At 63.1% G+C, this 26,959-nt stretch carries 23 protein-coding genes; 9 read left to right on the top strand and 14 right to left on the bottom strand.

Features of this window, described 5'->3' with window-relative positions:
* Nucleotides 1–71: 71 nt before the first annotated feature.
* From EOA19_RS00225 to EOA19_RS00205, 5 genes are read left to right on the top strand one after another with little or no spacing between them, the layout of a single operon-like run.
* The gene (locus tag EOA19_RS00225) at nt 72–716 is read left to right on the top strand and encodes a DUF2291 family protein (protein ID WP_128302331.1); all 645 of its coding nucleotides are present in this window, start codon (nt 72–74) and stop codon (nt 714–716) included.
* Nucleotides 713–2,269 (top strand): sugar ABC transporter ATP-binding protein, encoded by a 1,557-nt coding sequence (locus EOA19_RS00220; RefSeq protein WP_128302330.1) that lies wholly within the window; start codon nt 713–715, stop codon nt 2,267–2,269. Before EOA19_RS00225 ends, EOA19_RS00220 begins: the two co-directional genes overlap by 4 nt.
* Complete coding sequence (locus tag EOA19_RS00215) at nt 2,262–3,326, top strand: ABC transporter permease (RefSeq protein ID WP_127412150.1); 1,065 nt, start codon at nt 2,262–2,264, stop codon at nt 3,324–3,326. Before EOA19_RS00220 ends, EOA19_RS00215 begins: the two co-directional genes overlap by 8 nt.
* Before the next feature lie 2 nt (nt 3,327–3,328).
* The gene (locus tag EOA19_RS00210; protein WP_128302329.1) at nt 3,329–4,363 is read left to right on the top strand and encodes a Gfo/Idh/MocA family oxidoreductase; all 1,035 of its coding nucleotides are present in this window, start codon (nt 3,329–3,331) and stop codon (nt 4,361–4,363) included.
* Complete coding sequence (locus EOA19_RS00205) at nt 4,360–6,198, top strand: hypothetical protein (protein WP_128302328.1); 1,839 nt, start codon at nt 4,360–4,362, stop codon at nt 6,196–6,198. Before EOA19_RS00210 ends, EOA19_RS00205 begins: the two co-directional genes overlap by 4 nt.
* A 2-nt stretch (nt 6,199–6,200) precedes the next feature.
* Here the strand turns inward: EOA19_RS00205 and EOA19_RS00200 are convergent, their stop codons facing one another.
* Nucleotides 6,201–6,914 (bottom strand): transcriptional regulator NanR, encoded by a 714-nt coding sequence (locus EOA19_RS00200; protein WP_128302327.1) that lies wholly within the window; start codon nt 6,912–6,914, stop codon nt 6,201–6,203.
* Nucleotides 6,915–7,087: 173 nt separating this feature from the next.
* Between EOA19_RS00200 and oiaX the strand changes: the two genes are divergently transcribed.
* The 4 genes from oiaX to dhaL all read left to right on the top strand — a co-directional run bounded on the left by oiaX (nt 7,088) and on the right by dhaL (nt 11,485).
* Complete coding sequence (oiaX, locus tag EOA19_RS00195) at nt 7,088–8,338, top strand: 3-oxo-isoapionate-4-phosphate decarboxylase OiaX (protein ID WP_128302326.1); 1,251 nt, start codon at nt 7,088–7,090, stop codon at nt 8,336–8,338.
* A 4-nt stretch (nt 8,339–8,342) separates the two neighbouring features.
* The gene (locus EOA19_RS00190) at nt 8,343–9,677 is read left to right on the top strand and encodes a four-carbon acid sugar kinase family protein (RefSeq protein WP_128302325.1); all 1,335 of its coding nucleotides are present in this window, start codon (nt 8,343–8,345) and stop codon (nt 9,675–9,677) included.
* A gap of 131 nt (nt 9,678–9,808) precedes the next feature.
* Nucleotides 9,809–10,816 (top strand): dihydroxyacetone kinase subunit DhaK, encoded by a 1,008-nt coding sequence (locus EOA19_RS00185; protein WP_128302324.1) that lies wholly within the window; start codon nt 9,809–9,811, stop codon nt 10,814–10,816.
* 27 nt (nt 10,817–10,843) lie between these two features.
* Nucleotides 10,844–11,485: a dihydroxyacetone kinase subunit DhaL gene (gene dhaL / locus EOA19_RS00180; protein WP_128302323.1), complete on the top strand. Its 642-nt coding sequence runs from the start codon at nt 10,844–10,846 to the stop codon at nt 11,483–11,485.
* 25 nt (nt 11,486–11,510) lie between these two features.
* Here the strand turns inward: dhaL and EOA19_RS00175 are convergent, their stop codons facing one another.
* From EOA19_RS00175 to EOA19_RS00115, 13 genes are all read right to left on the bottom strand, one after another.
* Entirely contained in the window at nt 11,511–11,948 is a 438-nt protein-coding gene (locus tag EOA19_RS00175; protein WP_013533067.1) for an RpiB/LacA/LacB family sugar-phosphate isomerase, read from the bottom strand.
* Between the two features lie 33 nt (nt 11,949–11,981).
* Nucleotides 11,982–12,749 (bottom strand): triose-phosphate isomerase, encoded by a 768-nt coding sequence (locus tag EOA19_RS00170; protein ID WP_023808904.1) that lies wholly within the window; start codon nt 12,747–12,749, stop codon nt 11,982–11,984.
* A gap of 66 nt (nt 12,750–12,815) precedes the next feature.
* Nucleotides 12,816–13,754 (bottom strand): TIM barrel protein, encoded by a 939-nt coding sequence (locus tag EOA19_RS00165; RefSeq protein ID WP_023808905.1) that lies wholly within the window; start codon nt 13,752–13,754, stop codon nt 12,816–12,818.
* Nucleotides 13,754–15,271, bottom strand: a complete 1,518-nt coding sequence (locus EOA19_RS00160) for a glycerol-3-phosphate dehydrogenase (protein WP_128302322.1) — start codon at nt 15,269–15,271, stop codon at nt 13,754–13,756. The genes EOA19_RS00165 and EOA19_RS00160 overlap by 1 nt, the downstream gene beginning before the upstream one ends.
* Nucleotides 15,268–16,827 carry an FGGY-family carbohydrate kinase gene (locus EOA19_RS00155; protein WP_128302321.1) on the bottom strand — a complete coding sequence of 520 codons (1,560 nt, stop codon included), beginning with the start codon at nt 16,825–16,827 and terminating at the stop codon, nt 15,268–15,270. Before EOA19_RS00155 ends, EOA19_RS00160 begins: the two co-directional genes overlap by 4 nt.
* Nucleotides 16,828–16,923: 96 nt before the next feature.
* A complete protein-coding gene (locus tag EOA19_RS00150; RefSeq protein ID WP_023756738.1) occupies nt 16,924–17,871 on the bottom strand; it encodes a D-ribose ABC transporter substrate-binding protein in 948 nt (315 codons plus the stop codon).
* A 32-nt stretch (nt 17,872–17,903) separates the two neighbouring features.
* Entirely contained in the window at nt 17,904–19,037 is a 1,134-nt protein-coding gene (locus tag EOA19_RS00145) for an ABC transporter permease (RefSeq protein ID WP_128302320.1), read from the bottom strand.
* A gap of 26 nt (nt 19,038–19,063) precedes the next feature.
* Entirely contained in the window at nt 19,064–20,605 is a 1,542-nt protein-coding gene (locus EOA19_RS00140) for a sugar ABC transporter ATP-binding protein (RefSeq protein ID WP_127296543.1), read from the bottom strand.
* Nucleotides 20,602–21,258 carry a DUF2291 domain-containing protein gene (locus tag EOA19_RS00135; protein WP_127296544.1) on the bottom strand — a complete coding sequence of 219 codons (657 nt, stop codon included), beginning with the start codon at nt 21,256–21,258 and terminating at the stop codon, nt 20,602–20,604. The genes EOA19_RS00140 and EOA19_RS00135 overlap by 4 nt, the downstream gene beginning before the upstream one ends.
* Before the next feature lie 33 nt (nt 21,259–21,291).
* Entirely contained in the window at nt 21,292–22,302 is a 1,011-nt protein-coding gene (locus EOA19_RS00130; RefSeq protein WP_128302319.1) for a sugar-binding transcriptional regulator, read from the bottom strand.
* A gap of 422 nt (nt 22,303–22,724) precedes the next feature.
* Nucleotides 22,725–24,386, bottom strand: a complete 1,662-nt coding sequence (locus tag EOA19_RS00125; RefSeq protein WP_164892814.1) for a glycerol-3-phosphate dehydrogenase/oxidase — start codon at nt 24,384–24,386, stop codon at nt 22,725–22,727.
* 50 nt (nt 24,387–24,436) lie between these two features.
* Nucleotides 24,437–25,213 carry a DeoR/GlpR family DNA-binding transcription regulator gene (locus EOA19_RS00120; RefSeq protein ID WP_128302317.1) on the bottom strand — a complete coding sequence of 259 codons (777 nt, stop codon included), beginning with the start codon at nt 25,211–25,213 and terminating at the stop codon, nt 24,437–24,439.
* The gene (locus EOA19_RS00115) at nt 25,210–26,745 is read right to left on the bottom strand and encodes an FGGY-family carbohydrate kinase (protein ID WP_128302316.1); all 1,536 of its coding nucleotides are present in this window, start codon (nt 26,743–26,745) and stop codon (nt 25,210–25,212) included. The genes EOA19_RS00120 and EOA19_RS00115 overlap by 4 nt, the downstream gene beginning before the upstream one ends.
* Between the last annotated feature and the right edge of the window lie 214 nt (nt 26,746–26,959).

Below are 26,959 nucleotides of genomic sequence, written 5' to 3'. Positions count from 1 at the left end.
GGCGAAAATCGGTTTTCGCCCCTCGCCGCCATTTTCCGTGGGTCGCCCACGATGCTGAACGACAGGCCGCCATGCTGAACACCAAGCCGAACTGGCCGATCCTTACCGTGATGGTCGGCATCAGCCTGACCGCCTGCAAGATCCTGCCTACGAAATCGGAAGCCGGAGACAACGCTCCCGCCTTCAATCCAGACAAGATGGTCGAAGAGACATGGGCGGCAAAGGTCGTGCCCTATCTCCAGCAGAAAGCCGGACCGTTTGCGCAGGTTCACACCCTGGCGACAACCGATCCATCGGCTGCCGGCGCCAAATACGGCAATCCGAACAAGCAGGCGAATTCGCCTTGGACTTTCGCGGTTCGCCTGGAAGGCAAGATCGTCGCGGCCAACACGCAGTCGCGGGCGGCAACCGTCGACGTCGATGTCGACGGCGACGGCAAGGCCGATGCACGGGTGCAGATCGGACCGGCGGTGCGCGGCACCGCGCTGCGCGACAGCCTGGACTTCATCCAGTTCAACGACTTCACCAACCAGATCGACTTCGCCCAGTTCGGCAAGGCGTTCAACAGCTACACCGACAAGACGGTGCTGTCCAAGCTGCCGCGCGAGGCGCTGGAAGGCCGCAGTGCCAAAGTGCTGGGTGCCTATACGCTGGGCAACGGCCAGGACCTGCCGCTGGTGACGCCGGCGGAGGCAGAGATCGGGCCGAAGCCATGAGCGCGACAGCAGAGCGCGAAATCATCCTGAAGCTCGAGGACGTCTCCAAGGTCTATTCCGGCACCGTTGCGGTCAAGCGCGCCAATTTCGAGGTGCGCAAGGGCGCGGTCAACGTGCTGGTCGGTGAAAACGGCGCCGGCAAGTCGACGCTGATGAAGATCATCGCCGGTGTGGAACGGCCGACCGCCGGCCGCATCCTGCTGGAAGGCGAAGAGGTTTCCTTCTCGTCATCCGGCGATGCGGTGAACCGTGGCATCGGCATGGTGTTCCAGGAGTTGAACCTGTTCGGCAACATGAGCGTCGCCGAGAATATTTTCGCCACCCGGGAGATCACCAACCGCTTCGGCAAGATCGACCGCGAGCAACAGGAAAACCGCGCTGCGGAATTTCTGGAACGCCTGCAAGCCGGCATCCGGCCCGATATGCTGGTCGAGGATCTGCGCATCGGTCAGCAGCAGCTGGTCGAGATCGCCAAGGCGGTCTCGCTCGACGCGCGCATCCTGATCATGGATGAGCCGACCTCGGCGCTGAGCGCGGCGGAGGTCGAAATCCTGTTCAAGGTGATCGCCGACCTCAAGGCGCGCGGCGTCGCCATCGTCTACATCTCGCACCGGCTGGAAGAGCTGATCCGCATCGGCGACTACATCACCGTGCTGCGGGACGGCCGCATCACCGGCCATGAGGAGATGAAGAACGTCGACACGCAGTGGATCGTTCGCCAGATGATCGGCTCCGATGCCAAGGACTTCGCCAAGGCCGACGGCCATCTTCCGGGAGAAGAGATTTTTCGTGCCGAGGAGATCTGCCTGCCCCGCGCCACCGGCGGACTTGCCGTCGACCATGTCTCGCTGTCGCTGCGCACCGGCGAGATTCTTGGCATCTACGGCCTGATGGGCGCCGGCCGCAGCGAATTGTTCGACTGCATCATGGGCCGCCACGGCCATTCGACGGGTGCGATCTTCATTGGCGGTAAACAGGTCAAGGAGCGCGATACGACGCGGCGCATCCGGCGCGGCCTGGCGCTGATCCCCGAAGACCGCCAGCGTGAAGGGCTGGTGTCGATCCTCTCGGTCGCCAGCAATTTGACGCTGGCCAGCCTGTCGCGATTTGCCCGCCTGTTCCATATTCGTGGCGCCGACGAAAGGCAGGCGGTGACACAGATGGTGCGGGAACTGGCGATCAAGGTCGCCGACCCGGCGCAGGAAGTGTCGTCGCTGTCGGGCGGCAACCAGCAGAAGGTGGTGATCGGCAAGGCGCTGCTTACCGAACCCAAGGTGCTGTTGATGGACGAGCCCAGCCGAGGCATCGATGTCGGCGCCAAGGCAGACGTCTTCCGCACCATGCGCAAACTGTCCCGCGACGGTTTGGGGATATTGTTCGCAACCTCCGATCTCGATGAGGTGATGGCACTGTCCGACCGCATCGCTGTGATGAGCAACGGAAAACTGACCGGCATGTTCGATCGCGCCGAGGCGACGGAGGCGGCACTCGTCGCTGCCTCGGCGCTTGGCCACGGACCGGTTCGACAGATGGAGAGCACCGCCCATGACTGACATTCCAGCCAAGGCGGCCGCTCCCTCCGCTTCCAGCGGCTCGGTGCTGTTGACGCTGATGAAGCTCAGGACCTTCATCGCGCTGATCGCCGTCCTGATCTTCTTCTCGATCGCGGCGCCGAATTTCCTGTCGACCGCCAACTTGATCCTGATGTCGAAACACGTGGCGCTGAACGCGTTCCTGGCGATGGGCATGACCTTCGTCATCATCACCGGCGGCATCGACCTTTCGGTCGGCTCGATCGTCGGCCTGTGCGGTATGGTGGCCGGCTATCTCGTGCTCAACGGCATCGACCTGCAGATCGGCTACACCATCTATTTCAACGTCTTCGAGATCGCGCTGATCACGCTGGCGGTCGGCATATTGATCGGCGCCGTCAACGGATTGCTGATCACCAGGCTGAACGTCGCGCCGTTCATCGCCACGCTCGGCGTGCTCTATGTCGCGCGCGGCCTGGCGCTGCTGTCGTCGGATGGCCGCACCTTCCCCAACCTCGTCGGCAAGCCGGAACTGGGCACCACCGGCTTCGGCTTCCTCGGTGCCGGCCGGCTGCTTGGCCTGCCGGTGGCGATCTGGATCCTGATCGTCGTTGCCCTGGGGGCTGCCTATCTGGCCAAGTACACGCCGCTCGGTCGCCACATCTTCGCTGTCGGCGGCAATGAGCGGGCATCGCGGATTTCGGGCGTGCGTGTCAACATGGTGAAGATGTTCGTCTATATGTTCTCCGGTTTCTGTGCGGCGATCGTCGGCCTGATCATCTCGTCCGAGCTGATGGCCTCGCATCCGGCGACAGGCGAAAGTTTCGAGCTCAACGCCATTGCAGCAGCGGTGCTCGGCGGCACCTCGATGTCGGGCGGGCGCGGCACGATCGGCGGCACCATCGTCGGCGCCTTCGTCATCGGCATTCTTTCGGACGGGTTGGTGATGATGGGTGTGAGTTCGTTCTGGCAAATGGTGATCAAGGGCCTCGTCATCATCGTCGCCGTCGTCGTCGACCAGGCGCAGCGCCGGCTGCAGAGCCGGGTAACGCTGATGCAGATGGCAAAGGCAGGCTGAGCATGGCGGAGTTGCGTGGAGCGCTGATCGGCTGCGGCTTCTTTGCCGTCAACCAGATGCATGCCTGGCGCGACATTGCGGGCGCCGCGATCGTCGCCATCTGCGATCGCGATCCGGAACGGCTCAAGATCGTCGGCGATCAGTTCGGCATTGCGAAGCGCTATACCGATGCGGCGGAACTTCTTGCCGGCGAAAGCCTGGACTTCGTCGATATCGCCACTACCGCGCCCAGCCATCGTCCGCTTGTCGAAATGGCGGCCGCCAATCGCGTTCCGGTGATCTGCCAAAAGCCGTTCGCGCCGACGCTCGCCGACGCCAAGGCGATGGTGAAGGCATGCGGGGAAGCCGGCGTGCCGCTGATGATACATGAGAATTTTCGCTGGCAATCGCCGATCCAGGCGGTGCGTGCCGTGCTCGACAGTGGCGAGATCGGCACGCCTTTCTTCGGGCGCATCTCCTTCCGCTCCGCCTATGACGTGTTTTCCGGCCAGCCTTATTTGGCGACGGGAAAGCGCTTCATCATCGAGGACCTCGGCATCCACATCCTCGACATCGCCCGTTTCCTGTTGGGCGACGTGTCTGTCATCACGACACGAACCATGCGCATCAATCCCGGCATATCAGGCGAGGACGTCGCGACGATGCTGATGGATCACAACAGCGGTGCGACGTCTGTGGTCGACTGCAGCTACGCGACGAAGCTTGCCACCGAGCCGTTTCCCGAGACGCTGATCGAGATCGACGGCAGCGACGGAACGATCCGGCTGGCGCAGGGATACCGGCTCACCGTCACCGGCAAGAACGGCACGGTCGTCACCGACGTCTCGCCGCCGCTGCTGCCATGGGCGTCGCGGCCCTGGCACAACATCCAGGAAAGCGTTGTCGCCATCCAGCAGCACTGGGTAGACTGCCTGGCAAAGGGGATCGAACCGGCGACCTCGGGAGCGGACAATCTCAAGACGTTCGCGCTCGTCGAGGCCGCCTATGCTGGTGCCGCGAGCCGGCAACCGGTGCAACTCGACGCCTTGCTGAAATGACCGCCGACACTTTCCTGCTCTACGGCACGCGTGCTCTCGAGGCCGAGCCAGTCAGGCTGAGCGCGGGCGCGCTCAGCGCCGACTTCGTCAACGGCAATCTGCGCACCATCCGCCATCGCGGCACCGAAGTGCTGCGCGCCATCGCCTATATCGTACGTGACCGCGACTGGGGCACCTATGAGCCAAATTTGACGGACCTGATCATCAACCAGGCTGCCGACGCTTTTTCGGTCAGCTATTCGGCAAGCTGCCTGGCCCCGGATCGAAGCCGGCTCGGCTTCCGCGCCACCATCAAAGGCTCTGCCGATGGTCGTCTGGTCTTCGAGGTCAGCGCCCTTCCCGAAAGCGATTTCGAAACCAACCGCTGCGGCTTCTGCATCCTGCATCCTATCGCCGACCTCGCCGGCAGCCCGGTCACGGTAGAGCATACGGACGGCAGCATCGTCGCGACGAAACTTCCCGAGTTGATCGACCCCTGGCAGCCTTTCAAAAATCTGCGGACGATCACGCATGAGGTTCGGCCTGGTGTCACCGCCGAATGCCGGATGGAAGGTGACGTGTTCGAAATGGAGGACCAGCGCAACTGGTCGGACGCCTCCTACAAGACCTATGTGCGGCCGCTGGCGCTGCCATGGCCCTATGTGCTGCCTGCCGGCCAAACCCTGCGCCAGACGATCAGCCTGCGCATCACAGGTGAAGGCAAAGCACCGGCTGCCACCGTGACCAGCGAACCGGTCCGCGTTGAACTCGGCGAGGTCGGGCCAAGGCTGCCCGATGTCGGCGTGGTCATCTATCCCGAGGATGTCGAGACGGCGCTGGCGAACCTCTCCACGCTGGCGGCACTCGGCCCACAACAGCTGCTGTTTCACTACGATCCGACGCGCGGCCACGGACTTGACGCCTTGCGCGCTTTCGCCCGACTGGCAACTGCCTACGCGGCCGAAACAACCCTCGAATGCGTCGTTGCCTGCGCCGGCGATCTTGACGCCGAGATGTCTGGCGTCGCCAATCTGGTGCGCGAGGCCGGGCTGAAACTCTCGGCCATTGCCGTGTCGCCGTCGGTCGACCGACAGTCGACTCCGCCGGGCAGTGCGTGGCCGGACTGTCCATCGCTCGAAGAGGTCTATGCCGCGGCGCGGCGTGCCTTTCCCGATATCCGCCTCGGCGGCGGCATGTTCAGCTATTTCACCGAACTCAACCGCAAGCGCGTGCCGGCAGACCGGCTCGATTTCGTCACCCATTGCACCTGCCCGATCGTGCACGCCGCCGACGACCTCAGCATCATGCAATCACTGGAGGCGCTGCCTTTCATCACCCAATCGGCACAGGCGATCTTCGGGGCAAAGCCCTACCGGATCGGACCGTCGACCATCGCCATGCGCCAGAACCCCTATGGCGGAGCGACTAAACCCAATCCCGGCGGACAGCGCATCGCCATGGCCGACAGCGATCCGCGCCATGCCGGCCAGTTCGCGGCGGCATGGACGATCGGCTACGCTGCGCGTGTCGCACCGGCCGGACTGGAGATGCTGACACTTTCCAGCTTCACTGGACCTTTCGGCGTGCTCGCTTCATCAGGGGAACCTGTCGCGGAAGGATCGCGCCGGCCGATCTTCAAGGCCATCAAGGGGCTTTGCGAACTGGCTGGCCTTTCGCATGTGGCGGCCAGGACGAGCGATGAGACCAAGGCGCTGGCGCTGGCCGGGCGCTCCGCCTCGGGCAAGACAATCGCGTGGCTGGCGAACCTGACGGCGGACGACGTGCCGGTCGACATTTCAGCTTTTGGCCGCGGCCATCTCGTGATGACGCCTTACGCGATCGTTCGGATCGCCTGAAGTTACTTTTCGGAGTTCATCACATAGAGCGCGCGTGAGCGCTCGAGATGCTTGATCATCGCCTTCTCGGCGCCATCCGCATCCTTTTTCTCGATGCGACCGATGATCTCTTCGTGCTCGGTCAGCGTGAACTTTTCCTTGCCGGTCCAGATCAGCATTTCGGTGTGGTATTCCTTCAGCCAGCCCAGCATCGCCTCGCTGACGGCAACATAGATCGGGTTGCCGGAGATCGCGGCGATCTGTGTATGGAACTTCATGTCAGCGGAGATGAAGGCTTCGGAATCGCCGCGAAAGCCGCGCTGTTCGGCGACGGTCGCCCGCAGCCGCAGCACATCCTCGGCGGTGGCCTTTTCGGCGGCTTCCCTGACCATGCCGCGCTCGAAGAAGATGCGCGCGGTTTTCAGATGCTCAAGCGTGTCCTTCGACGACGACAGGATGATCTTGGCGGCACCATCGACCTGCTTGATGATCGACTTGGCGGTCAGTTGCAGCACCTTGGCGCGCTCGCCATGCGAGATCGCGACCAGGCCCATATTGCTCAGCGCCTGCATCGCCTCGCGAATCGCCGGCCTGCCGACCTCGAAACGCTCCATCAGTTCGCGTTCCGACGGCATGTCGTCGCCCGGCATCAATTCGCCGCTGGTAATGAGGCGTTTCAGCCGCAAGAAGACCTCATCGGAAAGCTTGCGCCGGACAATCGGTTCCGAACGGTGCATCGTCGCGAATCACTCCCTTGACCCGGCCTATCTAACACTGCCGCCACAATTCCCGGAATTGCCGTCTGTCGATCCGGCTGCCGGATATGGCTTGCAATACTTATGTACTCATTATACCAGATTTGAAACACCAGTGAACCTTTTTCGAACGCCTCGGCTTGAGACAGCGGACCATGATCACTCTCACCTACCGCATCGAAACGCCAGGAAGCATCGAAGCGCTGGCGGCCAAGATCGCCAGCGACCAGTCGACCGGCACCTTCGTCGCGCTGCCCGGCGAGACCGAGGAACTGAAAGCCCGGGTGGCGGCGCGCGTGCTGGCGATACGGCCTCTGGCCGATGCCGAGCGGCCGTCGCTTCCCGACAGCGGCAACGGGCCGTTCAGGCGCGCCGATGTCGATATCGCCTTTCCATTCGATGCCATCGGCACCGACCTTTCGGCACTGATGACCATTGCCATCGGCGGCACCTATTCGATCAAGGGCCTCACCGGGATCCGCGTCGTCGACATGAAGCTGCCGGAGGATTTTCGCGGCGCGCATCCCGGCCCACAGTTTGGTGTCGCCGGCAGCCGCCGATTGACCGGGGTGACGGACCGCCCGATCATCGGCACCATCGTCAAGCCGGCGCTGGGCTTGAGGCCGCGCGAGACGGCGGCAATGGTGGCGGAACTGATCGCTGCCGGCGTCGACTTCATCAAGGACGACGAGAAGCTCATGAGCCCAGGCTACTCGCCGCTGGCCGAGCGGGTGAATGCGATCATGCCGCTGATCCTCGACCATGAGCAGAAGACCGGCAAGAAGGTGATGTATGCCTTCGGCATCTCGCACGCCGATCCGGACGAGATGATGCGCAACCACGATCTGGTGGCGAAGGCCGGCGGCAATTGCGCTGTTGTCAACATCAATTCGATCGGCTTTGGTGGCATGGCGTTCCTGAGGAAGCGCTCCAGTCTGGTGCTGCATGCTCACCGCAACGGCTGGGACATCCTCACCCGGCACCCCGGGCTAGGCATGGGCTTCAAGGTCTGGCAGCAATTCTGGCGACTGCTCGGCGTCGACCAATTCCAGATCAACGGCATCGCCTCGAAATATTGGGAGCCGGATGACTCCTTCGTCGAGTCGTTCAAGGCGGTGACGACGCCGATCTTCTCACCTGAGGACTGCGCCTTGCCGGTCGCCGGCTCCGGCCAGTGGGGGGGGCAGGCGCCCGAGACATATGCGCGGACCGGCCGGACGGTCGATCTTCTCTATCTCTGCGGCGGCGGCATCGTCAGCCATCCGGACGGGCCGGGCGCCGGCGTGCGTGCCGTGCAGCAAGCCTGGCAAGCGGCGGTCGACGGCATTCCGCTGGCGGACTTCGCCCTGAATCATCCCGAACTGGCGCGGTCGATCGAACAATTCGGCGACGGCAAGGCAGCCTGAGACGATGCAGGACCTGCTTCTCAGCTATTATGGCGACGACCTGACCGGCTCGACCGACGTCATGGAGGCGCTCGAGCTCGGTGGTGTGCCGACCGTGCTGTTCATGCGCCAGCCGGACGATGCCTTGCTTTCACGATTTGCCCATTGCCGGGCGATCGGCCTCGCCGGCACCAGCCGCAGCGAGACGCCGCATTGGATGGACACGCATCTGCGCGACTCCTTCGCCTGGCTGAAGACACTGAACGCCGCGATCTGCCACTACAAGGTCTGCTCGACCTTCGATTCCAGCCCGACGATCGGCAGCATCGGCCGGGCCATCGAGATCGGCCGCTCGGTGTTCGAGCAGGACAGCGTGCCGCTGCTGGTCGGCGCGCCGCAGCTCAAGCGCTACACCGCCTTCGGGCACCTGTTCGCCGCCTATCGCGACCAATATTTCCGCATCGACCGCCACCCGGTGATGAGCCGCCACCCGACGACGCCGATGGATGAGTCGGACCTGCTGATCCATCTGTCGCGGCAGACGGCGCTGAGCTCGGGGCTGGTCGACCTTGCGACGCTGCAGTCCGCGTCGCGGTGTTTGGCGTTCGATCGCATGATCGGAAACGGCACCGCCATCGTGCTTGTCGATGTCGACAATCTGGAAACGCAGGCTCTGGCCGGCAAGGAGTTGTGGCGCGTTCGCAAGCCCGGCGGCTCTTTTGCCGTCGGCTCATCCGGAGTCGAGTATGCGTTGCTGGCCGAATGGGCGTCGAATGGCATTGTCGGCGCTGAGCCAGGTTTCACGCCGCCGGGAGTTGCCGACCGGCTAGCCGTCGTGTCGGGCAGTTGCTCGCCGACCACGGAACGGCAGATCCGGCATGCCCTGACCGACGGTTTCGACGGCATCGAGATCGATCCGGTCGAACTGGTTTCGGAGGCTTCGCAGCAGGCGATCACGCGCGCAACGGCAAGCGGCCGTGCCAGTCTGCAAGCCGGGCGCAGCGTCATCCTCTACACCGCGCTTGGTCCCACTGCCGACAGGGGCACCGAAATCGACCGGCAGGAAGGCGCCCGCCACAGGCTTGGCCGCGGACTCGGAGAAATCCTTCGCGCCCTGACGATCGAACAGAGCCTGCGGCGCGTGGTCATTGCCGGCGGCGACACGTCGAGCCACGCGCTGGGCGAGATGGGTGTCGATGCCCTGACAATCCGCATGCCGCTGCCCGCTTCGCCGGGTTCGCCGCTCTGCGTTGCTCACTCGCGCGTCAAGGCGATCGACGGACTGGAGGTCGCGCTCAAGGGCGGCCAGGTCGGAACCGATCGCTATTTCTCAGCCATCCGCGACGGCCTCGGCACTTGAACCAGCCGACACCTGGATTTCAGGAGCCGCTGTGCGAGAGCACTTCAACACGCGAAATGCGCCTTGCCGGGTGGAAATCCCGGTAACACCCGGTACTATCTGCGAAAATGCCGAAATCGGGAGGACGTCGGGTGCAGACCAAGAAGATCATCAACGATGGCAACCGCGCCGTCGACGAGATGCTGGAAGGCATCCTGGCAGCGCATCCCCGCCATCTCAAAAGCGTGGACGGCAGTCCACGCTCCATCATCGCCCGCGACGGACCGCGCCAGGGCAAGGTGGGCCTCGTGATTGGCGGCGGTTCGGGCCACGAGCCGAGCTTTCTCGGCTTTGTCGGCAAGGGATTGGCTGACGCTGCGGCCATCGGCAATGTCTTTGCCTCGCCGCCGCCGGACCCGATCCTCGAATGCGCCAAGGCAGTCAGCGGCGGCGCCGGCGTGCTCTTCATGTACGGCAATTATGCCGGCGACGTGATGAATTTCGACATGGCGGCCGAGATGGCCGCCATGGACGACATCGAGGTGCGCACGGTGCTGAGCACCGACGACGTCGCCTCGGCACCGCGCGACCAGCGGCACAAGAGGCGCGGCGTCGCCGGCAATTTCTTCATCTTCAAGGCGGCCGGTGCTGCCTGCGACCGGATGCTGTCCTTCGACGAATGCGAGCGCATTGCCGGCAAGGCCAACGACCACACCTTCACCATGGGCGTGGCGCTGTCGCCCTGTTCGCTGCCACAGACCCGCCGGCCGAATTTCGAGATCGGGCCGGACGAGATGGAGATCGGCATGGGCATCCACGGCGAGCCCGGCATCGCGCGCGAAAAGTTGAAAACAGCCGACGAGATCACCGACGAGATGCTGGACAGGATCCTCAGCGAGATGGCGCCGGCGCGCGGCGACAAGGTCGCGGTGCTCGTCAACTCGCTGGGCTCGACGCCACTGATGGAGCTTTACATCATGAACCGGCGGGTAAAACAGCGGCTCGACGACATCGGTGTGTCCATTCATGCGACCTGGGTCGGCAATTACTGCACCTCGCTCGAAATGGCTGGTGCATCGATCACGCTGCACCAACTCGACAGCGAGTTGCAGACGATGCTGGACCACCCCTGCGACTGCGCCATGTTTCGCGCCGGCTAAACCCACTTCTGTGGCAAGGACTAAGACATGACGACAATCGACACCGCCCACCTTGTCGCGATGTTCGCGGCGATCGCAACCGCCATGTCCGCCGACCGGGACCGACTATGCGCGCTTGACGGGGTTATCGGCGACGCCGACCACGGCATCGCGATGGAGCTTGGATTTTCCGCTGCACGCGATGCAGTCGCCGCATTGGATACGGGCGCAACCGACCCTACCACCTTGCTGAACACCGCCGCAAAATCGTTCCTGAATGCCGTCGGCGCCTCCTCCGGTCCGCTCTATGCGACCGCGTTCATGCGCGGCGCGGCAGCCGTCAAGGGCAAGACGACGCTCGACGATTCGGACGTGGTCGCTCTGTTTCAGTCCATGGCCAAGGGCATTCAGGATCGCGGCAAGGCAGAGCCTGGCGAAAAGACGATGATCGATGCGTGGGCGCCGGCTGCGCAGGCGGCGGGCGAAGCGCTGACCTCCGGCAAGGATCTGGCGGGCAGTCTCGAAGCTGCTGCACAAGCGGCAAACGCAGGCGCGGAGGCGACCAAGTCGATGGTTGCCACGAAAGGCCGGGCATCGCGCCTCGGCGAACGCTCGCTTGGCCACATGGACCCGGGCGCCGCCTCCGCCGTAACCGTGATCGAGGCGATGCGGGTCGCCTTGACCAGTTAACTCAGTAACGGGTTTCCCGCGTCTTTCAGCGCTTGGCGTCGAGCTTGTCGATGGCCTGCACGTTTGTGGCGGAGGGGCCATTCGGATCGAACTCCGAGGCCAACCATGCGTCGGCGATCGATTTCGCCAGTTCGGGACCGATGACGCGGGCGCCCATGGTGATGATCTGGGCGTTGTTGGACTTGGCGGCGCGCTCAGCGGAATAGGTGTCGTGGGTCAATGCGGCGCGAATGCCCGGGACCTTGTTGGCGGAGATGCTGACGCCGATGCCGGTGCCGCAAAACAGGATGGCCCGGTCGTAATTGCCGTCGAGAATTTCGTGGCCGACCGAGGCGGCGATATCGGCGTAGAATCCGGCCTGGCTTAGGTCGACGACCTGCAGTTCCGGCTTGGTGGCGAGATGCTTGGCGATGACGTCGAGCAACGGCTTGCCGGCGCTGTCGGCTCCGAGTGCGATCTTCATGATGATGAGCTCCTTTGCTTGGTCTTTCAGCGGTCAGCGCGCGATGGCGGCCGACGCCTTTTTCAGAATGTCGATATAGCCTTCCGCTTGCCACGCCGAGCGGCCGATGAACAGGCCATCGATATGCGGCTGGCCGATGAGTTCGGCCGCGTTGCCGGGATTGACGCTGCCGCCGTAAAGCACAGGCGGGGCAGCCGGCAGCCGGTCGGCGGCAACCTGCTTGATCAGCGCCTGCTGCCTGTCGGCATAGTCGGCGCTGGCGGGAATGCCCTTCTCGCCGATCGCCCAGACGGGCTCGTAGGCAAAGAGGATTTCAGCCTTCAGTTGATCGCCGCTCAGCTCTTGCAGCGCGCCGAGAACCTGTGCCGTCAACACCGCCTCGGCGCGGCCTGATTCACGCTCAGCCAGCGTCTCGCCGACGCAAATCAGCGGCACGAACCCGTGCCTGACAGCGGCCGCCGTTTTCAGTCCCACAGTCGCGTCCGTTTCGCCGAAATGCTCGCGACGCTCGCTATGGCCGAGTTCGATCACATCCAGCCCACAGTCTTTCAGCATCACTGGCGAGATCTCTCCCGTCCAGGCACCGGCGTCGGCCCAATGCATGTTCTGGGCGCCGACTTTCACGCGGGTGTTGGCCAGCGCCGCTTTGACCTGGCGCGCGGCGGTGAACGGCGGAATGACGAAAGGCTGTATCGCCTGATCGAAGTCAGGCACGAAGGCCGCCAACGCATCGGCGAACTGCAGCGCCTCGGCAAGCGTCTTGTTCATCTTCCAGCTCGTGCCGACCCAATATGGGGTCATTCTTTTCTCCTTCAACGCGCGTTTTTCCTGGCCACCATCGGTGCCGGCGTCTAGCCAGCATTTCACTCAAGCCCGAGGCTTGAGACTGTCGCGACCGCTGTCGATATGAGGCGCCCAGAAATCCACCGACTCGCGGATCATCTCGATAACCTGATGGTCGACTGGTTCCCTCTCCCTGAAGGAAAGTTCAAGGCAAATTTCATTGTCGGTTCCACCGCCCTGCCGAACCGCGTCCAGCAACTTCTGCGGCACTATGCGGCCATCCTTGTTGTAGGCGGCCGTGAACGGCCAGTGCCCGCCCTTATTCATCGACGACTGCTTGATGTGGATGATCGGCGATTGCAAGGGAAACGCTTTCGCCCAGGCATAGGGATCGGTGTCGGCAGGGTTGGGCGAAGTGACGTCGCCATGGTCGATGTCGACCATCATTTTCATCGGTATGGGCAGCTTCGCCGCGTCGATGGCGCCTTGCAGCGTGGCGCAGCTTTCGATCGTGTGGCCGAACTCGCGGCCGACCGACATCGGCTCCCAGAACAGGTATGTCAGACCCGCCGCCTTGGCGTGTTCGGCCACCTCGCGCCAGCATTCGAGGGCGATATCGAGAAGCACTGCCCGCCGTTGCGGATCGTCAAAGTCCTTGTGGGTGAAGATGGCGAACTGCGTGCCCATGCCCGACGCACCGAGTTCCGCGGAAATATCGGCGAAGGTCTTGAACCAGTCGACATAGTAGCGCCGGACATCCGCGTCCGGATGGCCGAAGTGATTGAGCCGGCCATAAGGTCCGGTCATGCCGGAGGTGATCCGCACGCCGGTCCGCGAAAGCGCCCTGTCGAACAGGCGCAGGAATTTGGCAATCGTTGCCGCCGGCCAGCCCGGATTGACGAATTCATGCGTCAGCTGCACGTCGCGGATACCGATGCCATAGGCAATCGCGTCGATCAAATCGTCCGGATCGGCGAAACGGTTGACCAGCGGATTGGTGTTGAGGGAAAGCGTGAAGGCCATCAGTCTGCCGTCGCCATGATGTTATCGAACCAGTCTTCGAATGCTTTCCGCTCGGCCGCATTGAGATGCAGGCCATGTTTGGTGCGGCGTTCCAGAATATCGGCTGATGTGCCGGCCCATTCGGTCTCGGCCAGGAACCTTGCCTCCCGCTCATACAGGTCGGGACCGAAGCGGCGGCCGAGATCCGCCTCGCGCTGTGCGCCGGCGAGCAATTGCCTGGCACGGGTGCCGTAGCTTCGAGCGTAGTGCTTCACCAGCGACGGGCTGAGCCATAAAAACTCGGAATGCAGATCGCTCAGGAACTGCTCGAAGTCCGCATTGGGCAGGTCGCCTCCCGGCAAGGGGATTTTGGCCGTCCAGGCTTTCTTCATCATCGGAAAAAACGGCTGGATCTTTTCCAGCGCATGTTCCGACAGCTTGCGGAAGGTGGTGATCTTGCCGCCGAACACCGACAGCAGCGGCGCGTTGCCATTGGAGGCGTCGAGTTCGAAAATATAGTCGCGCGTCACCGCGCTTGGATTGTCGGCATTGTCGTCATAGAGCGGACGCACGCCTGAGAAACTATGGACCACGTCCTGTGACGTCAGCTGTCGCTTGAAATAGCGATTGACCACCTTGATCAGGTAATCGACTTCGCTTGCCTCGGCGACCACTTCCTCGGGCCTGCCTTCGTAGGGAATGTCGGTCGTGCCGATCAGCGCCAGATCGTTCTCGTAGGGGTTGACGAAGATCACTCGCTTGTCGTTGTTCTGGATGAGATAGGCCTGCCGCCCCTCCCAGAATTTGGGCACGACGATATGACTGCCTTTCACCAGGCGAACATTGCGGGTGGAGTTCTGCCCGGCGACTCGGCTGACAATGTCGTTGACCCACGGCCCGGCCGCGTTGACCAGCGCCCGCGCCCGGACCTTCGTCACCGCACCCGTGCGACCATCCTGCATGTCGATCGACCATAGTCCGTTTTCGCGGCGGGCCGCGACACAGGCGGTGCGCGTGAGCACTCTGGCACCGCGCTGCCTGGCATCCAGGGCGTTGAGCAGCACCAGGCGCGCATCGTCGACCCAGCAGTCGGAATATTCGAAACCGCGCTTGAATTCGTCCTTGATCGGCGCGCCTTCCGGCGCAGTCCTGAGGTTCAGTGTTCGTGTCCCCGGCAGGCGTTTACGGCCGCCAAGGTGGTCGTAGAGAAACAGCCCGAGCCGGACCAGCCATGCCGGCCTGTCTTGCGGGCTGTGCGGAAGAACGAAGCGCATCGGCCAGATGATGTGCGGCGCTGCCTCGAGCAGCACCTCGCGTTCGATCAGTGCTTCGCGAACCAGCCGGAATTCATAATATTCGAGGTAGCGCAGGCCGCCATGCACCAGCTTGCCGGAGCGCGAGCTCGTGCCTTGCGCGAGATCGTCCTTTTCGCACAGGATGACGGACAGCCCGCGACCTGCCGCATCACGCGCTATGCCGGCTCCATTGACGCCGCCGCCGATCACGAAGAGATCGACGACATCTGTTGTATTGCTCAAGATCTTGCTCCTGTGCGGTGCGCCATGCCCTTCCACACCGGCCGAAGCGCCTGACGCGCTGCAACGAAGGAAGGAAAGAGGGCATCGTAGGTATGCGAAAGCGCCTCGTCATAGGCATCGCAGTCGCCGAGAAGCGGCGTCACCCATTCGGCGGCGCAGTCTTCCATCGAGCCATAGACGCCGAGGCCGACGGCCGCCATCATCGCGGCGCCTGCCGCGCCGGCTTCCTGGCGACTGCTGGTGCGCACCTGCGCCCGGGTCGCCGCCGCGATGATGCGGCGTAGGGAGGGGCTGCGCGCGGCGCCGCCCGACAGGCGGATCTCGCTCGGCACGGCGCCCATCGCCTGGTAGCAATCGCGTGCGGCGAAGGCCAGTCCCTCGAGGACGCCGCGTGCCAGATCGCCAAAGCCGTGCTTGACCGAAAGGCCGATGAAGCCAGCGCGTGCGTCAGGATCGACGAACGGTCCTCTTTCACCGGCCAGCGATATATAGGGCTGGTAGATCAGCGAACCAGGCTCCGATGCTTCCACCCAAGCGTCGAGGGCCTTCAGCAACTCGTCATGAGAAGGCTTGCCGCCAGCCGTCGCGAGCACGTCGCGCGCAAGGCCAAGCACCCAGTCTATGTTGAGCGTCGCCGCCATGTTGGATTGCAATTGTGCAAAGGCGCCTGGAATAGGCATGGCGATCGTGTAGCCGGAGCCATCGTCGTTCAGCACGACATCGTCGGGAGTGGCGGCAAAGCGTGTGTGTATGCCGGTCGAGCCGATGACCGTGCAGCCGACATTGCCCGAGGGATCATAGAGGCCGGCTCCGAGCGCCGTCATGACCATATCGACGTAACCCAGCACCACCGGCGTGCCTTCGAGCAGGCCAGTCTCTGCCGCCGCCGATCGCGACAGCGGATGATGGTCGGTGGTGCCTTCGAGCATGGGAGGCAACAGGCGGCGATGCGTCGTCAGATCCAGGATGTCGAGGGCTTCGTCGGAATAGCTGCGCGACCGAAAATCGCCGAAGGTGAAGGTTCCCTCGGAGGGATCCGTGGCGCGTTCGCCCGTCATCTTGAAGTAGAGCCAATCCTTGCAATGCAGTGCGGTCGCCGCCCGCTCCAGCATGTCGGGATGGTTCTTTTTCATGAAGGCAAGCTGGGCGCCTTGCTGGCAGGAATTCAGCCCCGTGCCGGTCAGCTCGAACCGCCTGCGATCCCGGGGATCGGCGCGCATCTCGTCCACCAGATGTCCAGCTCGGGCATCAAGCCACAGCCAGGCGCGCGAGACAGGCAAGCCGTCGCCATCGATCAGCCAGGTTCCGTCGCCCTGCCCGGTGATGGCCACCGCCGCGGTTCGTTGCGCGAGGTCGGGAACCTTGGCCGCGAGATCGCGAACGGTCCGCGCCATGTCGCGCCAGGTCTGGTCGAGGTCCTGCTCGGCGCCGCCGCCTTCCAGCGTGACGAAGCTATTGGGCACCGACGTCATGGCGAGCTGCCGCCCGGACAGGTCGAAAGCGATCGATTTGATCACCGACGTTCCCGCGTCGATGCCGATCAGCAGGTCTTTCATGCCGCAAATTCCGGTTGGTTGCGAAGGCGGTTCACGAGGGCAGTCATTTCGTAGAAGAGGCAGGGAGTGTCCGCAAGGACACCCCCTGTACAGGTATTACTCAGACAACACGAAGGGTGCGGTGTACTTGTCGACATTGTCCTTGGTGATGAGAAGGCAATCGAACAGCTGCTTCTCGGTCGCCGCACCGGTGGCACCCGTCTTGATAAACGAATCCGCCTGCTGCACGGCCTTGGCCGAGAAGATGGCGACCGGCTGAAGCACGGTGTACTGCAGTTCGCCGGACTTGATCGCCGCAACCGCATCCGGGGAGCCGTCGAAGCCACCGACCTTGATGCCGGCGAGCTTGCCGGCTTCCTTCAGCGCCGCAACCGCGCCAAGCGCCATCTCGTCATTGCCGCTGATCACGGCGATGATGTCGGGATTGGCCTGCAGCATGCTCTGCATCTTGTCGTGGCCCTGGGTACGATCCCAGTTGGCGACCTGCGAAGCAGCCTTTTCGAGATCCGGGTACTGGCTCAGCACAGTCGCGTACCCGTTCGAGCGCGTGGCGGCGTTGTTGTCAGACGGGGCGCCGAGCAGTTCGACATATTTGCCCTTTTCGCCGACGGCCTGCACCCACTGCTGGGCACCGAGAGCAGCACCCTGCGCGTTATTGGAAACGAGCTGACCCTTGGCGAGGCCTTCCTGATTGATCTCGGCATTGACGAGGAACACCGGGATGTTGGCTGCAATCGCCTTCTTCACCGCACCGACAGAGCCGTCGGCGTTGGCCGGATCGAGGATGATCGCCACCGACTTGTTGGTGATGGCGGTGTCGATCAAATTGCTTTCGGTATTGGTATCGCCCTTGTGGGCACCGACATTGGCCGTATAGCCAAGCTTTTCAGCCTCGGCCTTGGCGACGTTGCCCTCGGTCAGCCAGTAGGGGTTGGCCGGATCGTTGACGATGATCGAGATCAGGCCCGCGGCTGACGCGGCGGCCGTGAACCCGACGACCATCGCGGCGGCGAGCAGACTTTTCAGCATGGTTTTCATGTACATTCCTCCAATGATTACGCGGTGTTGCTGCCAGTTCACCTGGCAGTCTTCCCTTGGGCAGGATTGGCCGGTTCGGCCTTCCCCCGTTTCTGAGAAGTCGGTTGGCCACCTGACGCGCTTGGGAGCTTGCTACGGCGGCGATACTGAACGGCATTGAGGAGCACGGCGAGCACGATGACCGCGCCCGTGAACACTGTCTGCCAGTAGGATGAGATGCCGATGATCACCAGACCGTCGGACAGGAAGCCGATGACGAAGGCCCCAAGCAGGGTTCCGCGGATGTTGCCGCGCCCGCCGGTCAGTGCCGCGCCGCCGATGACGACGGCCGCGATGGCCGTCAGTTCGTAGGTGGTGCCGGCGGTCGGTCCAGCCGACGTCAACTGCGAGGACAGGATCAGGCCGGCGATGGCGGCACAGATGCCCGACAGCACATAGACGGAAATCTGCACCGTCTTGACCGGAACGCCGGAGAGTTCGGCCGCGCGCTCGTTGCCGCCCGAGGCGTAGAGCCAGCGCCCGAAAGCGGTGCGGTTCAAGACGATGCTGCCAATGAGCGCGATGACCACGAGAACCACGACGCCCGTCGGCACGCCGAACAGGCGGTTGAAGCCAAGCGCATCGAAGCCGGTGTTTCCGAGCTCGGGCTTGCCGCCGAGATTGTTATAGGTCAGGCCGCTGGTCATCAGCAGCGCCAGGCCGCGTGCCATGTACATGACGCCGAGCGTGGCGACGAAAGCCGGAACCTTGAAGCGCGCGATGAGCACGCCGTTGATCAGTCCGACGACGGCGCCGAGCATGCAGGCCAACACCGCGACCACCCAGACCGGCGGATAGAGAACGACACCCAGCCAGGTCAGCGTCACGCCTTGCATCAGGAACCCGGCAACGACACCGGCCAAGCCCAGCGTCGACCCCACCGACAGGTCGATACCGCCATTGAGGATGACGAGCAGCATGCCGATCGCGAGGATTCCGAAGATGGCGACATGCGAGGCCATGGTCAGGAAATTCGCCACCGAGAGATAGTAGGGCGACAGGATCGAGAACACGACGATGATGACGATCAGGGCAAAGAAAGCGCGACCCTCGAGCAGCAGCTTGGCGAGATCGAAGCCTTCGCCGCCCGCGCTTGGACTGGACTGTTTTCTGGCCTGGCTGACGTCGGTCATTGGTCTGGGCTCCGAAATTCTGGTGATCAGGCGACCACGGCTTCGCCAGAGGCGGCCATGATCTGCTCTTTGGTGGCGTTGGCGCCGAATTCAGCTGAAATCCTGCCACGCCGCATGACGACGATGCGGTGGGCAATGCTGAGGCATTCGTTGACCTCAGAGGTCGAGAAGACGACCGCAAGCCCTTGCGCGGCGCGTTCGCTCAGCAAGCGGAAGACCTCGGCCTTGGCGCCGACATCGATGCCACGGCTCGGTTCGTCGAGAAGGATGACTTTTGGGTTGGTCGTCAGCATCTTGCCGATGACGACCTTCTGCTGATTGCCGCCCGACAGCGATCCGATCATGGCATTGCCGCCTGCGGTCTTTATGGTCACCTTGCGGATCGAATCCTCGACCAGCCCACGCTCCTTGGAACGGGACAGAAACAGCCCCTTGGCGAACGCCTCGATGCTGGCCAGCGAGAGATTGCGGCCGACGGTCATCGTCTGCACCAGCCCGTCGCGCTGGCGGTCCTCGGGGACCAGCACAAGACCTCTGGAGATGCGCTGGGCAATGCTCAGTCCCGAAACGTCCTCGCCTTCCAGAAGCGCGCGGCCGCCCGCCATCGGCACCCGTCCGGCGACGGCTTCCAGCAATTCCGTGCGCCCGGCGCCCATCAGCCCATAGATGCAGACGATCTCGCCTGCCCGGACATCCAGCGACAGGTGGTCGACGACGGAATAGCCCGAGCCCGAAGTGTCGACGACGCTGACATCCTCGATCGACAGGGCGACCTCACCGAACGCATGGCCGGTCGGCGGCGAGCCGAGATCGAAGTTCTCGCCGACCATGTTGCGGACGATCCACTCGAGGTCGATGTTTCTGGCTTCAGCCGTCGCCGTTATCGCCCCGTCGCGCAGGACAACGGCGTAGTCGGTGATCTGCAGCGCCTCTTCGAGGTGATGTGAGATGTAGACGATGGAAACGCCGCGGCTGGTCAAATCGCGGATCACCTTGAACAGCACCTCCACCTCTGTGGCGCTGAGCGCCGAGGTCGGCTCGTCCATGATCAGGATGCGCGAATCGACCGACAGCGCCCGCGCGATCTCGACGATCTGCTGTTGGCCCAGGCGCAGATCCTCGACCAGGGTCATCGGGTCGATGTCCTCTTCGAGATCAGCCATCAGCGCGCGCGCCTGGCGCGATTCTTCGGCGAAGTCGAGGCCGGTCCTGGTGCGCAGTTCGCGGCCCATGAAGATGTTGTCGCGAACGCTGAGATTGGGCGCCAGGCTCAGTTCCTGGTGAATGATCGAGATGCCGCGATCGCGTGCGTCCGAGGATGAGGAAAAACTGACGAGATTGCCGTCGAGCACGATGTCGCCGGATGTCGGCGTGACCACGCCGGAGAGGATCTTCATCAGCGTCGACTTGCCGGCGCCATTTTCTCCGAACAGCGTGGTGACCTTGCCGCGATGGATGTCGAAATTGACGCCCTTGAGTGCATGGACGCCGCCATACGACATGACGATGTTGCGCGCCGAAAGCACGGCGTCGCCATTCGCGGGTCCGGTGTCGGCAGCCGCGCTCATTTGACCTCCAGCCTCACCGGAGTGACCAGCCAGCTCTTCGGGTTGACCAGCTTGAATGCGCCGACCACCGATATGGTCTTGCCGGTCAAGGTGCTCGTATCGACCTTGGCCAGGATTTCCTTCTTCATCTCGTTGTTCAGCGCCGAACCGGCGTCCTGGTATTCGATCTGGTTGGTGAACTGGCCGAATGTGATCTTGCCGGTGGCGTCGCGAAGCTCGGTGCCGTTGATCGCCGGTCCCGTCTGCACGCGGATCATCAGCGTGTCCGGCACACCTTCGACGGCGACTTTGTAGATGCCCGATTTTCCTTCGCCGACGACGCCGGTGAACTTCACCGAGATGACCGGCCCAACGCCCGCCGGCACGCCGTATTCCTTTTCCGCCGTTGCCCTGTCCTTGGTGATCGCCGTCGCCACCGTTGCCGCGTCGGCGGCACGCGCTTCGACATCGGCCTGCACCTTGGGAAACTCCGACTTGCCGTAGTCGGCGGCGGAAAAGACGGCGCTGCGGACATCGCCGGCAGAGCCGATCCTGACCACGTTGGTGTCGAGCGCCATGGCGCCGAGCAGGACGACAACCGCAGCGCCGGCAAGTACCCGACGCAAGCCGGGCGAAGCCGGCCTGGTTGGTGCGGGGGCGGCCTTCGCGCTCATGACGCAACCGCCGGCAAGGCTGATCCGCGCTTGTCACGCATTTGACGATCCTCCGTTCACATGGCGCTTCGCACCATTGGGTTTGTTCTGTTCGACAAGGGCACGGGCGGTGGACTCGTCAGTGATCAGCCCGCTCAGATAGCGGCTTTCGAGCACCGCCTTGATGGCGCGTATTTTCACCTTGCCGCCGGCGACTGCGACGATCCGACGGCCCTTCAACTGGTCCCGCGGAAGCGCCAGGATTCTGTCCGACAGCGCCGTTTCCACCGGGCGTCCCTTGTCGTCGAAGAAGTGGGCGAGCAGCTCGCCGACGCCGCCATCCCGTTTGACCTCATCGATTTCGGAATGTTCGATCATGGCGGTAGCGACCAGCGAGGCTTCCCGTTCGGCGGTGCCTATGCCGACGAACATCAGGTCGGACCGGCTTGCGAGGTCGAAGACATCGCTGATGCCGCGCTGGCCAAGCAGCACTTCACGGTCCTCGGCGGTGTTGGCGACGAAAGGCACCGGCATCACATAGGCCTGCGCGCCGGTCCGCTCGGCCAGCCGATGCATGACATCGTGCGGGTTGGCCGCGAATTTGCGCGTCACGCCGCCAAGCAGCGAGACGAAACGGATATGGGCAGCGGCGGTGCGCGTCAGATACTCGACGCTTGCGGCAAGGGTACGGCCATGGCCGACGCCGATCAGCATGTCCTCGCCGCGATCGATCTCCCGCTTCAGAAACTGAGCGCCGGCGATGCCAAGGGCCTTCAGCGGCAGCTCGTCCTGATCGAGATCAGGAACGACCTCGCAGTAATCCAGCCCGTAAGCATTGATCAGCTGCTGCTCGAGGTCGATGCATTCGCCGACATCGCCGTCGATGATTACCCTGACAAGGCCATCCTGGGTGGCCCGGGTGATGAGCCGATGCGCCTTGAGGCTGGTCAGGCCGAGCCGCTTGGCCACCTGGGCCTGTGTGAGCCCCCCGGCATAGTGAAGCCAGGCCGCGCGCGTGGCGAGGCTGGACTCATGGTCGCGGTTAGCGGTTCCGCCGGATTTCAAGCCATCTCCTCCCCAGGATGATATTATTATCTTTGTGTGCAAAAATTTTCACATCCCTGCATCGCTGTCAATCCCTCGCCGGATTTGGCGCATGCACATACGGGGAATTCACAGTTCTCGCCCTTCCCGAAACGCCGGTCTGCCGGCATTTCGGCGGGCAACATCGACCTATTAGGAGGTGAGCATGTCACTTGATCATACGGCTATGTTAATTTAACGTCAATCTGTGTTATTTCGTGTCTGAGCCAGTAGAATTGCACAGCCATCGGCTATCCAATTTTTTGCTAACTAACTGTTTCTCAATAATAATATCTAATATCGCAAAATCCCAACCCGCCTGTGAGTTGAGCGATTGGGGATGCGGCGCATCCTTAGGCAAACCGACCGGATTGCCTTGGGAAAGAGCATCGGCGACGGAATGATCAGCCCAGCCGCATCAGGTTCCGGTCCTCGAGTTCCAGGGCGGCGGCCTCGACTTCCTCTGCGAGGCGCCCGGCGCTCCAGCCCAGCGCCCGTCCGGCAATCGTCGCAATCTCCTGCAGATCCCGGCCCGTCAGTGACCCTGATATCGCCAGGGTGCTGCGGCGCATGACGATATCGGCCAGATGTTCGACGAACTCGGTGCGGACGATGTAGTCGATTTCCGATTTGCTGTAGCTTTCTGAATCCGGCAGCCGACCCTCATCACCCGACCCATGCGTGGCGATCTGCGTGGCTCTGGTGCCATATCGCGACAGCAGCGCCTCGAGACGCCGTCCTCCAGCGCCCGTTTCCGAGTGAGCCAGAGCCAGCCAACTTGCTCGCGCTGCGGCATCGGCCGGGAAATCCCTGCCGCCGCCGATCGGCATGGCCTGCGTCGTCACCTTGCGGCTGCGCTGCAGGCGGCCGAGCACGGTGTCGGCGACTTCCTCGGCGAAGCCGCGAAAGGTCGTCCACTTGCCGCCGATCAGCGAGATGACTGCGAAAGGTCTGTTCCCATCCGGCTCGGCGACTGGCGCCGAGTGGTCACGGCTGATTAAGCCGGGCACCGATGCATCCGAGGCCGGCAGCGGCCGGATGCCGCTATAGGCATAGACGATCTGGTCGCGTTCGAACGCCATCCCCGGCAGCAGCGTGCGTACGCTGTCGAGCAGGTACTCCACTTCGTCAGGCTCGCAGCGTACCGCGTCGGGATTGTCGGCCTTGATGTCGGTAGAGCCGACCAGCGCCAGGCCGAGATAGTCGTAGACAAGGCAGATGCGGCCGTCATCGGCCTCGAAATAGAGCATGCGCCCGGCAAGGCTTTTGACCAGCTCGTCATGCTTCAGCAGGATGTGCGAGCCCTTGGTACCGCCGATCATCTTCGACGGCGCGCCTAGCAAATCGTTGACATCGTCGATCCATGGACCGGCGGCATTGACCACCAGCTTCGGCCGCACCGAAAAGGCCGCGCCGTTTTTTTTCGGCTGGAAGGTCAGCACGCCATCGGCGGACTTCGCCAGCGCCGTGTAGTTCGCGCTGGCCGAGGCCGTATTTGCCTGCAGCCCATCGAGGATCAGTTCGAGCACCAGCCTTTCGGGATGGCTTATCTTGGCGTCGTAATAGGTGCCGGTGGCGACGATCGAGGGGTTGAGCGCCGGCATCTTGCTGAGCGCCTGGCGCCGCCCGACCATGCGGTGGCGCGGCATGACCTGGTTTCGCGAGCCGTAGAAATCATAGATCATCAGGCCGATCTTGATCAGGATGGCGCCGCGGCTGCGCGGCGCGCTGGTCGAGCCGAACAGCGTCCGCAGCGCCGCCAGCATGCCTTTGCTCCAGGAGAAGATCGGGATGACGGTCGGCAACGGACTGACATAGTGCGGTGCGTTTTTCAGAAGCAAGTTGCGTTCGAGCGTCGACTGCGCCACGAGACCGAACTCGCCTGTTTCGAGATATTTCAGGCCACCATGAATGAGCCGCGACGGCGCGGCGCTGGTGCCCGAGCCGAAGTCGCTCTTGTCGACGATCAGGCAGCTGACGCCTTGCGCGCACAGATCGCGGAACAGGCCCGCCCCGTTGATGCCGGCGCCGAGAATGACGACGTCGACCTCGCCCGTCCCGGCCATGGCGGCCAACCGCCCGGCGGGATTTTCCGTAAATGTTGCTTCGCTTGAGCTCATGGCGCTTTCGTCTTGACGATGCGCAGCTTCACGCCGGCCCGTTCGAGGACTCGCGCCCGCGCATCGCCCAGGCCTTCGGTCGCCAGGACGACGTCGAAGCTGGTCAGATCGTCGAACACATGCAGTGCGATCCTGTCGAACTTGGCATGGTCGATCAGAAGGATGCGCTTCACCGATGCGGCCATCATCGCCTGCTTGACCCGCACGACATTGGGATCCTGGATGAAGGCCGTGGTTCCGGTGATGGCCGAAGCCGAACAGATCAGCACATTGGCGCGCAACTGCGCCACGGCGTTCTCGCAGACGATGCCGATATAGGCGTTGTAGGTGTTGTGGTACTGGCCGCCGAGACAGATGAAGTCGAGTTCGTCGACATTGGTCAGCAGTGATGCCGTCGCCACGGAGTTGGTGATGACGGTCAACGGCTTGATGTCGAGCAACAGCGTCGCGACGGCGTTTGCCGTCGAGGAATCGTCCAGCATCACCACTTGGCCGGCCTCGACATAATCGAGCGCTGCCCGCGCCAAGGCATCCTTCTCGGCCCGGTTGACCGTCACCCGGTAGCGGAAAGCGCTTTCGTAGAGGCCGGACGGCTGAACCGTCACCGCACCGTGCAGCTTGCGCAGCACACCCTGCTGCGCCAGCCGGTCGATGTGCCGGTGGATGGTCATGCGCGATACGCCGAAATGCTCGACCAGATTGTCGATGCGCACCTGGCCGAGCTTGATCACATAGTCGGCGATCTCTTCGCGTCGTTCGTCGGCCTTGATCATGCGGTTCCCCCAGTGTCTTGCCGCGCCAGCTTCTCGATCTCCGGCCAATGCGGTTCGAGCGCACCGGCTATGCGGCCATAGAGGGAAAAGCGCTCGTTGAACACAGCACTTGAGGCCGCCTTCGGCTCGTATTGGCGTGCCGTCATGCCGACCTGCCTGGCGCCCTGTTGCGGCGTCGCGAAGATGCCAACCGCGGCACCCGCGCAAAGGGCAGCGCCAAAGGCCGCGGCCTCGTCGGTCGAGGTGACGATGACCGGGGCGTTCAGCACATCGGCAAACATCTGGACGAAGGCCGGATTGCGCGAGCCGCCGCCGGTCAGGCGGATCTCGCTGATAGCAAAGCCGTCGCGCAAGGCTTCGACATGGGTACGATGATTGAAAGCAATGCCCTCCAGGACCGCCTTGAGCATATCGCCGCGATCGTGCCAGCCGTGAAGGCCGACAAAGCTGGCGCTGGCGACATCGCCAAAGGGGGAGCCGAACAGATAGGGATGAAACAGGATGGTCGACCGCTTTTTCAGCGCCGCGTCGATCTCGCCTGCCAGAAACTCGTGGATCGAGCCACCACCGACCGATGCCCTCTCCTGTTCCGAGCGGCAGAACGTGTCGAGAAACCAATCGTAGTTCGCGGTCGAGGCCGGCGATATCGCCATGTTGTTCCAGCGGCCGGCGTCGATGGCGTTGCGACAGAGCCAACGCGGATCGACGCGCGGTTGCGAAGAGACTACTTCGTTGATGGAATAGGTCCCGGCGACAATGGCGAGCACGCCCTCCTCATGGCCGCCCATGCCAAGTGCGGAGCCAGTTACGTCATGCAGGCCGCTCGCGACCGGTGTCCCCTTGGCAAGGCCGGTCATGTCGGCGGCCTCGGCGGTAACGTGGCCGGCGATCTCGGCCGAATGCGCCATCGGCGGCAGCGCGTCGAAAAGATCGTCCAGTTCGAAGATGCGCATCGCTTCCAGCGCGTAATCCTGCGTGCGGAAATCCGTGAATGAGGTGCTGGCCTCGGTACGGTCGGTGCCGATCGTGCCGGTCAGGCAAAAGCGCAGCCAGTCCTTGCAGGCCAGTATATGCCCGATGCGGCCATAGCGGTCGGGTTGGTTCTTCCTGATCCAGGCCAGCAGCGCCGACGGAGCCGAAACGTGCGGCGCCTGTCCGGTGCGCGCCAACGCATTTTGGAAGACCCCGTCCGCCGACCATTGTTCGACAATCTCGCCGGCGCGGCTGTCAAGCGACAGGATACCGGGGCCTAGCGGCCGGCGATCCTTGTCGAGCAAATAGAGACCATCGCCGTGTGCGGTCGCCGCCACCGCCTTGATATCGTTGGCGGGCCGGCCGCACAATGCGATCGCTTCGCGGATGGCATCGGCGGTGGCTTGCCATAGCCTTGCCATGTCGCGCTCCACCCAGCGCGCATGGGGCATCAATTGCGGAACCCGCCGACGCGACACCGACAACTGCGTGCCATCGGCATCAAAGATCACCGCCTTGGTGACCGTGAGACCGTTATCGATTCCGAGCAAACTGGGCATGGGCGCCGCCGCTTTCAGCAACTGGTGAAGGGCGCTGCAAGGCAAACCTGCAGGTTGGGATAGGGAGGACAGTCATGACGACAATCAACGAGCAACGGTGATACAAAAGCGACGCATCCGACGCGGTAAACAGACCATAATAGCATGTTAAGTTAACGTCAACATGTGAGATATTTTTGCGGAAAAGTCTGACGTCATCTGCGACAAAAATTGC

Origin of the sequence: Mesorhizobium sp. M7A.F.Ca.US.010.02.1.1 (assembly GCF_004023085.1) — a bacterium.
Taxonomy (GTDB): Bacteria; Pseudomonadota; Alphaproteobacteria; order Rhizobiales; family Rhizobiaceae; genus Mesorhizobium.
The sequence above is the reverse complement of the archived record's forward strand: the minus strand, read 5'-3'. Positions and strand labels throughout refer to the sequence as shown.

What these genes read in the sequence shown, in the direction of transcription:
- EOA19_RS00225 (WP_128302331.1), top strand. Translation starts at nt 72, where the DNA reads ATGCTGAACACCAAGCCGAACTGGCCGATCCTTACCGTGATGGTCGGC.
- EOA19_RS00220 (WP_128302330.1), top strand. Translation starts at nt 713, where the DNA reads ATGAGCGCGACAGCAGAGCGCGAAATCATCCTGAAGCTCGAGGACGTC.
- EOA19_RS00215 (WP_127412150.1), top strand. Translation starts at nt 2,262, where the DNA reads ATGACTGACATTCCAGCCAAGGCGGCCGCTCCCTCCGCTTCCAGCGGC.
- EOA19_RS00210 (WP_128302329.1), top strand. Translation starts at nt 3,329, where the DNA reads ATGGCGGAGTTGCGTGGAGCGCTGATCGGCTGCGGCTTCTTTGCCGTC.
- EOA19_RS00205 (WP_128302328.1), top strand. Translation starts at nt 4,360, where the DNA reads ATGACCGCCGACACTTTCCTGCTCTACGGCACGCGTGCTCTCGAGGCC.
- EOA19_RS00200 (WP_128302327.1), bottom strand. Translation starts at nt 6,914, where the DNA reads ATGCACCGTTCGGAACCGATTGTCCGGCGCAAGCTTTCCGATGAGGTC.
- oiaX (WP_128302326.1), top strand. Translation starts at nt 7,088, where the DNA reads ATGATCACTCTCACCTACCGCATCGAAACGCCAGGAAGCATCGAAGCG.
- EOA19_RS00190 (WP_128302325.1), top strand. Translation starts at nt 8,343, where the DNA reads ATGCAGGACCTGCTTCTCAGCTATTATGGCGACGACCTGACCGGCTCG.
- dhaL (WP_128302323.1), top strand. Translation starts at nt 10,844, where the DNA reads ATGACGACAATCGACACCGCCCACCTTGTCGCGATGTTCGCGGCGATC.
- EOA19_RS00175 (WP_013533067.1), bottom strand. Translation starts at nt 11,948, where the DNA reads ATGAAGATCGCACTCGGAGCCGACAGCGCCGGCAAGCCGTTGCTCGAC.
- EOA19_RS00170 (WP_023808904.1), bottom strand. Translation starts at nt 12,749, where the DNA reads ATGACCCCATATTGGGTCGGCACGAGCTGGAAGATGAACAAGACGCTT.
- EOA19_RS00165 (WP_023808905.1), bottom strand. Translation starts at nt 13,754, where the DNA reads ATGGCCTTCACGCTTTCCCTCAACACCAATCCGCTGGTCAACCGTTTC.
- EOA19_RS00155 (WP_128302321.1), bottom strand. Translation starts at nt 16,827, where the DNA reads ATGAAAGACCTGCTGATCGGCATCGACGCGGGAACGTCGGTGATCAAA.
- EOA19_RS00150 (WP_023756738.1), bottom strand. Translation starts at nt 17,871, where the DNA reads ATGTACATGAAAACCATGCTGAAAAGTCTGCTCGCCGCCGCGATGGTC.
- EOA19_RS00145 (WP_128302320.1), bottom strand. Translation starts at nt 19,037, where the DNA reads ATGACCGACGTCAGCCAGGCCAGAAAACAGTCCAGTCCAAGCGCGGGC.
- EOA19_RS00140 (WP_127296543.1), bottom strand. Translation starts at nt 20,605, where the DNA reads ATGAGCGCGGCTGCCGACACCGGACCCGCGAATGGCGACGCCGTGCTT.
- EOA19_RS00135 (WP_127296544.1), bottom strand. Translation starts at nt 21,258, where the DNA reads ATGAGCGCGAAGGCCGCCCCCGCACCAACCAGGCCGGCTTCGCCCGGC.
- EOA19_RS00125 (WP_164892814.1), bottom strand. Translation starts at nt 24,386, where the DNA reads ATGGCCGGGACGGGCGAGGTCGACGTCGTCATTCTCGGCGCCGGCATC.
- EOA19_RS00120 (WP_128302317.1), bottom strand. Translation starts at nt 25,213, where the DNA reads ATGATCAAGGCCGACGAACGACGCGAAGAGATCGCCGACTATGTGATC.
- EOA19_RS00115 (WP_128302316.1), bottom strand. Translation starts at nt 26,745, where the DNA reads ATGCCCAGTTTGCTCGGAATCGATAACGGTCTCACGGTCACCAAGGCG.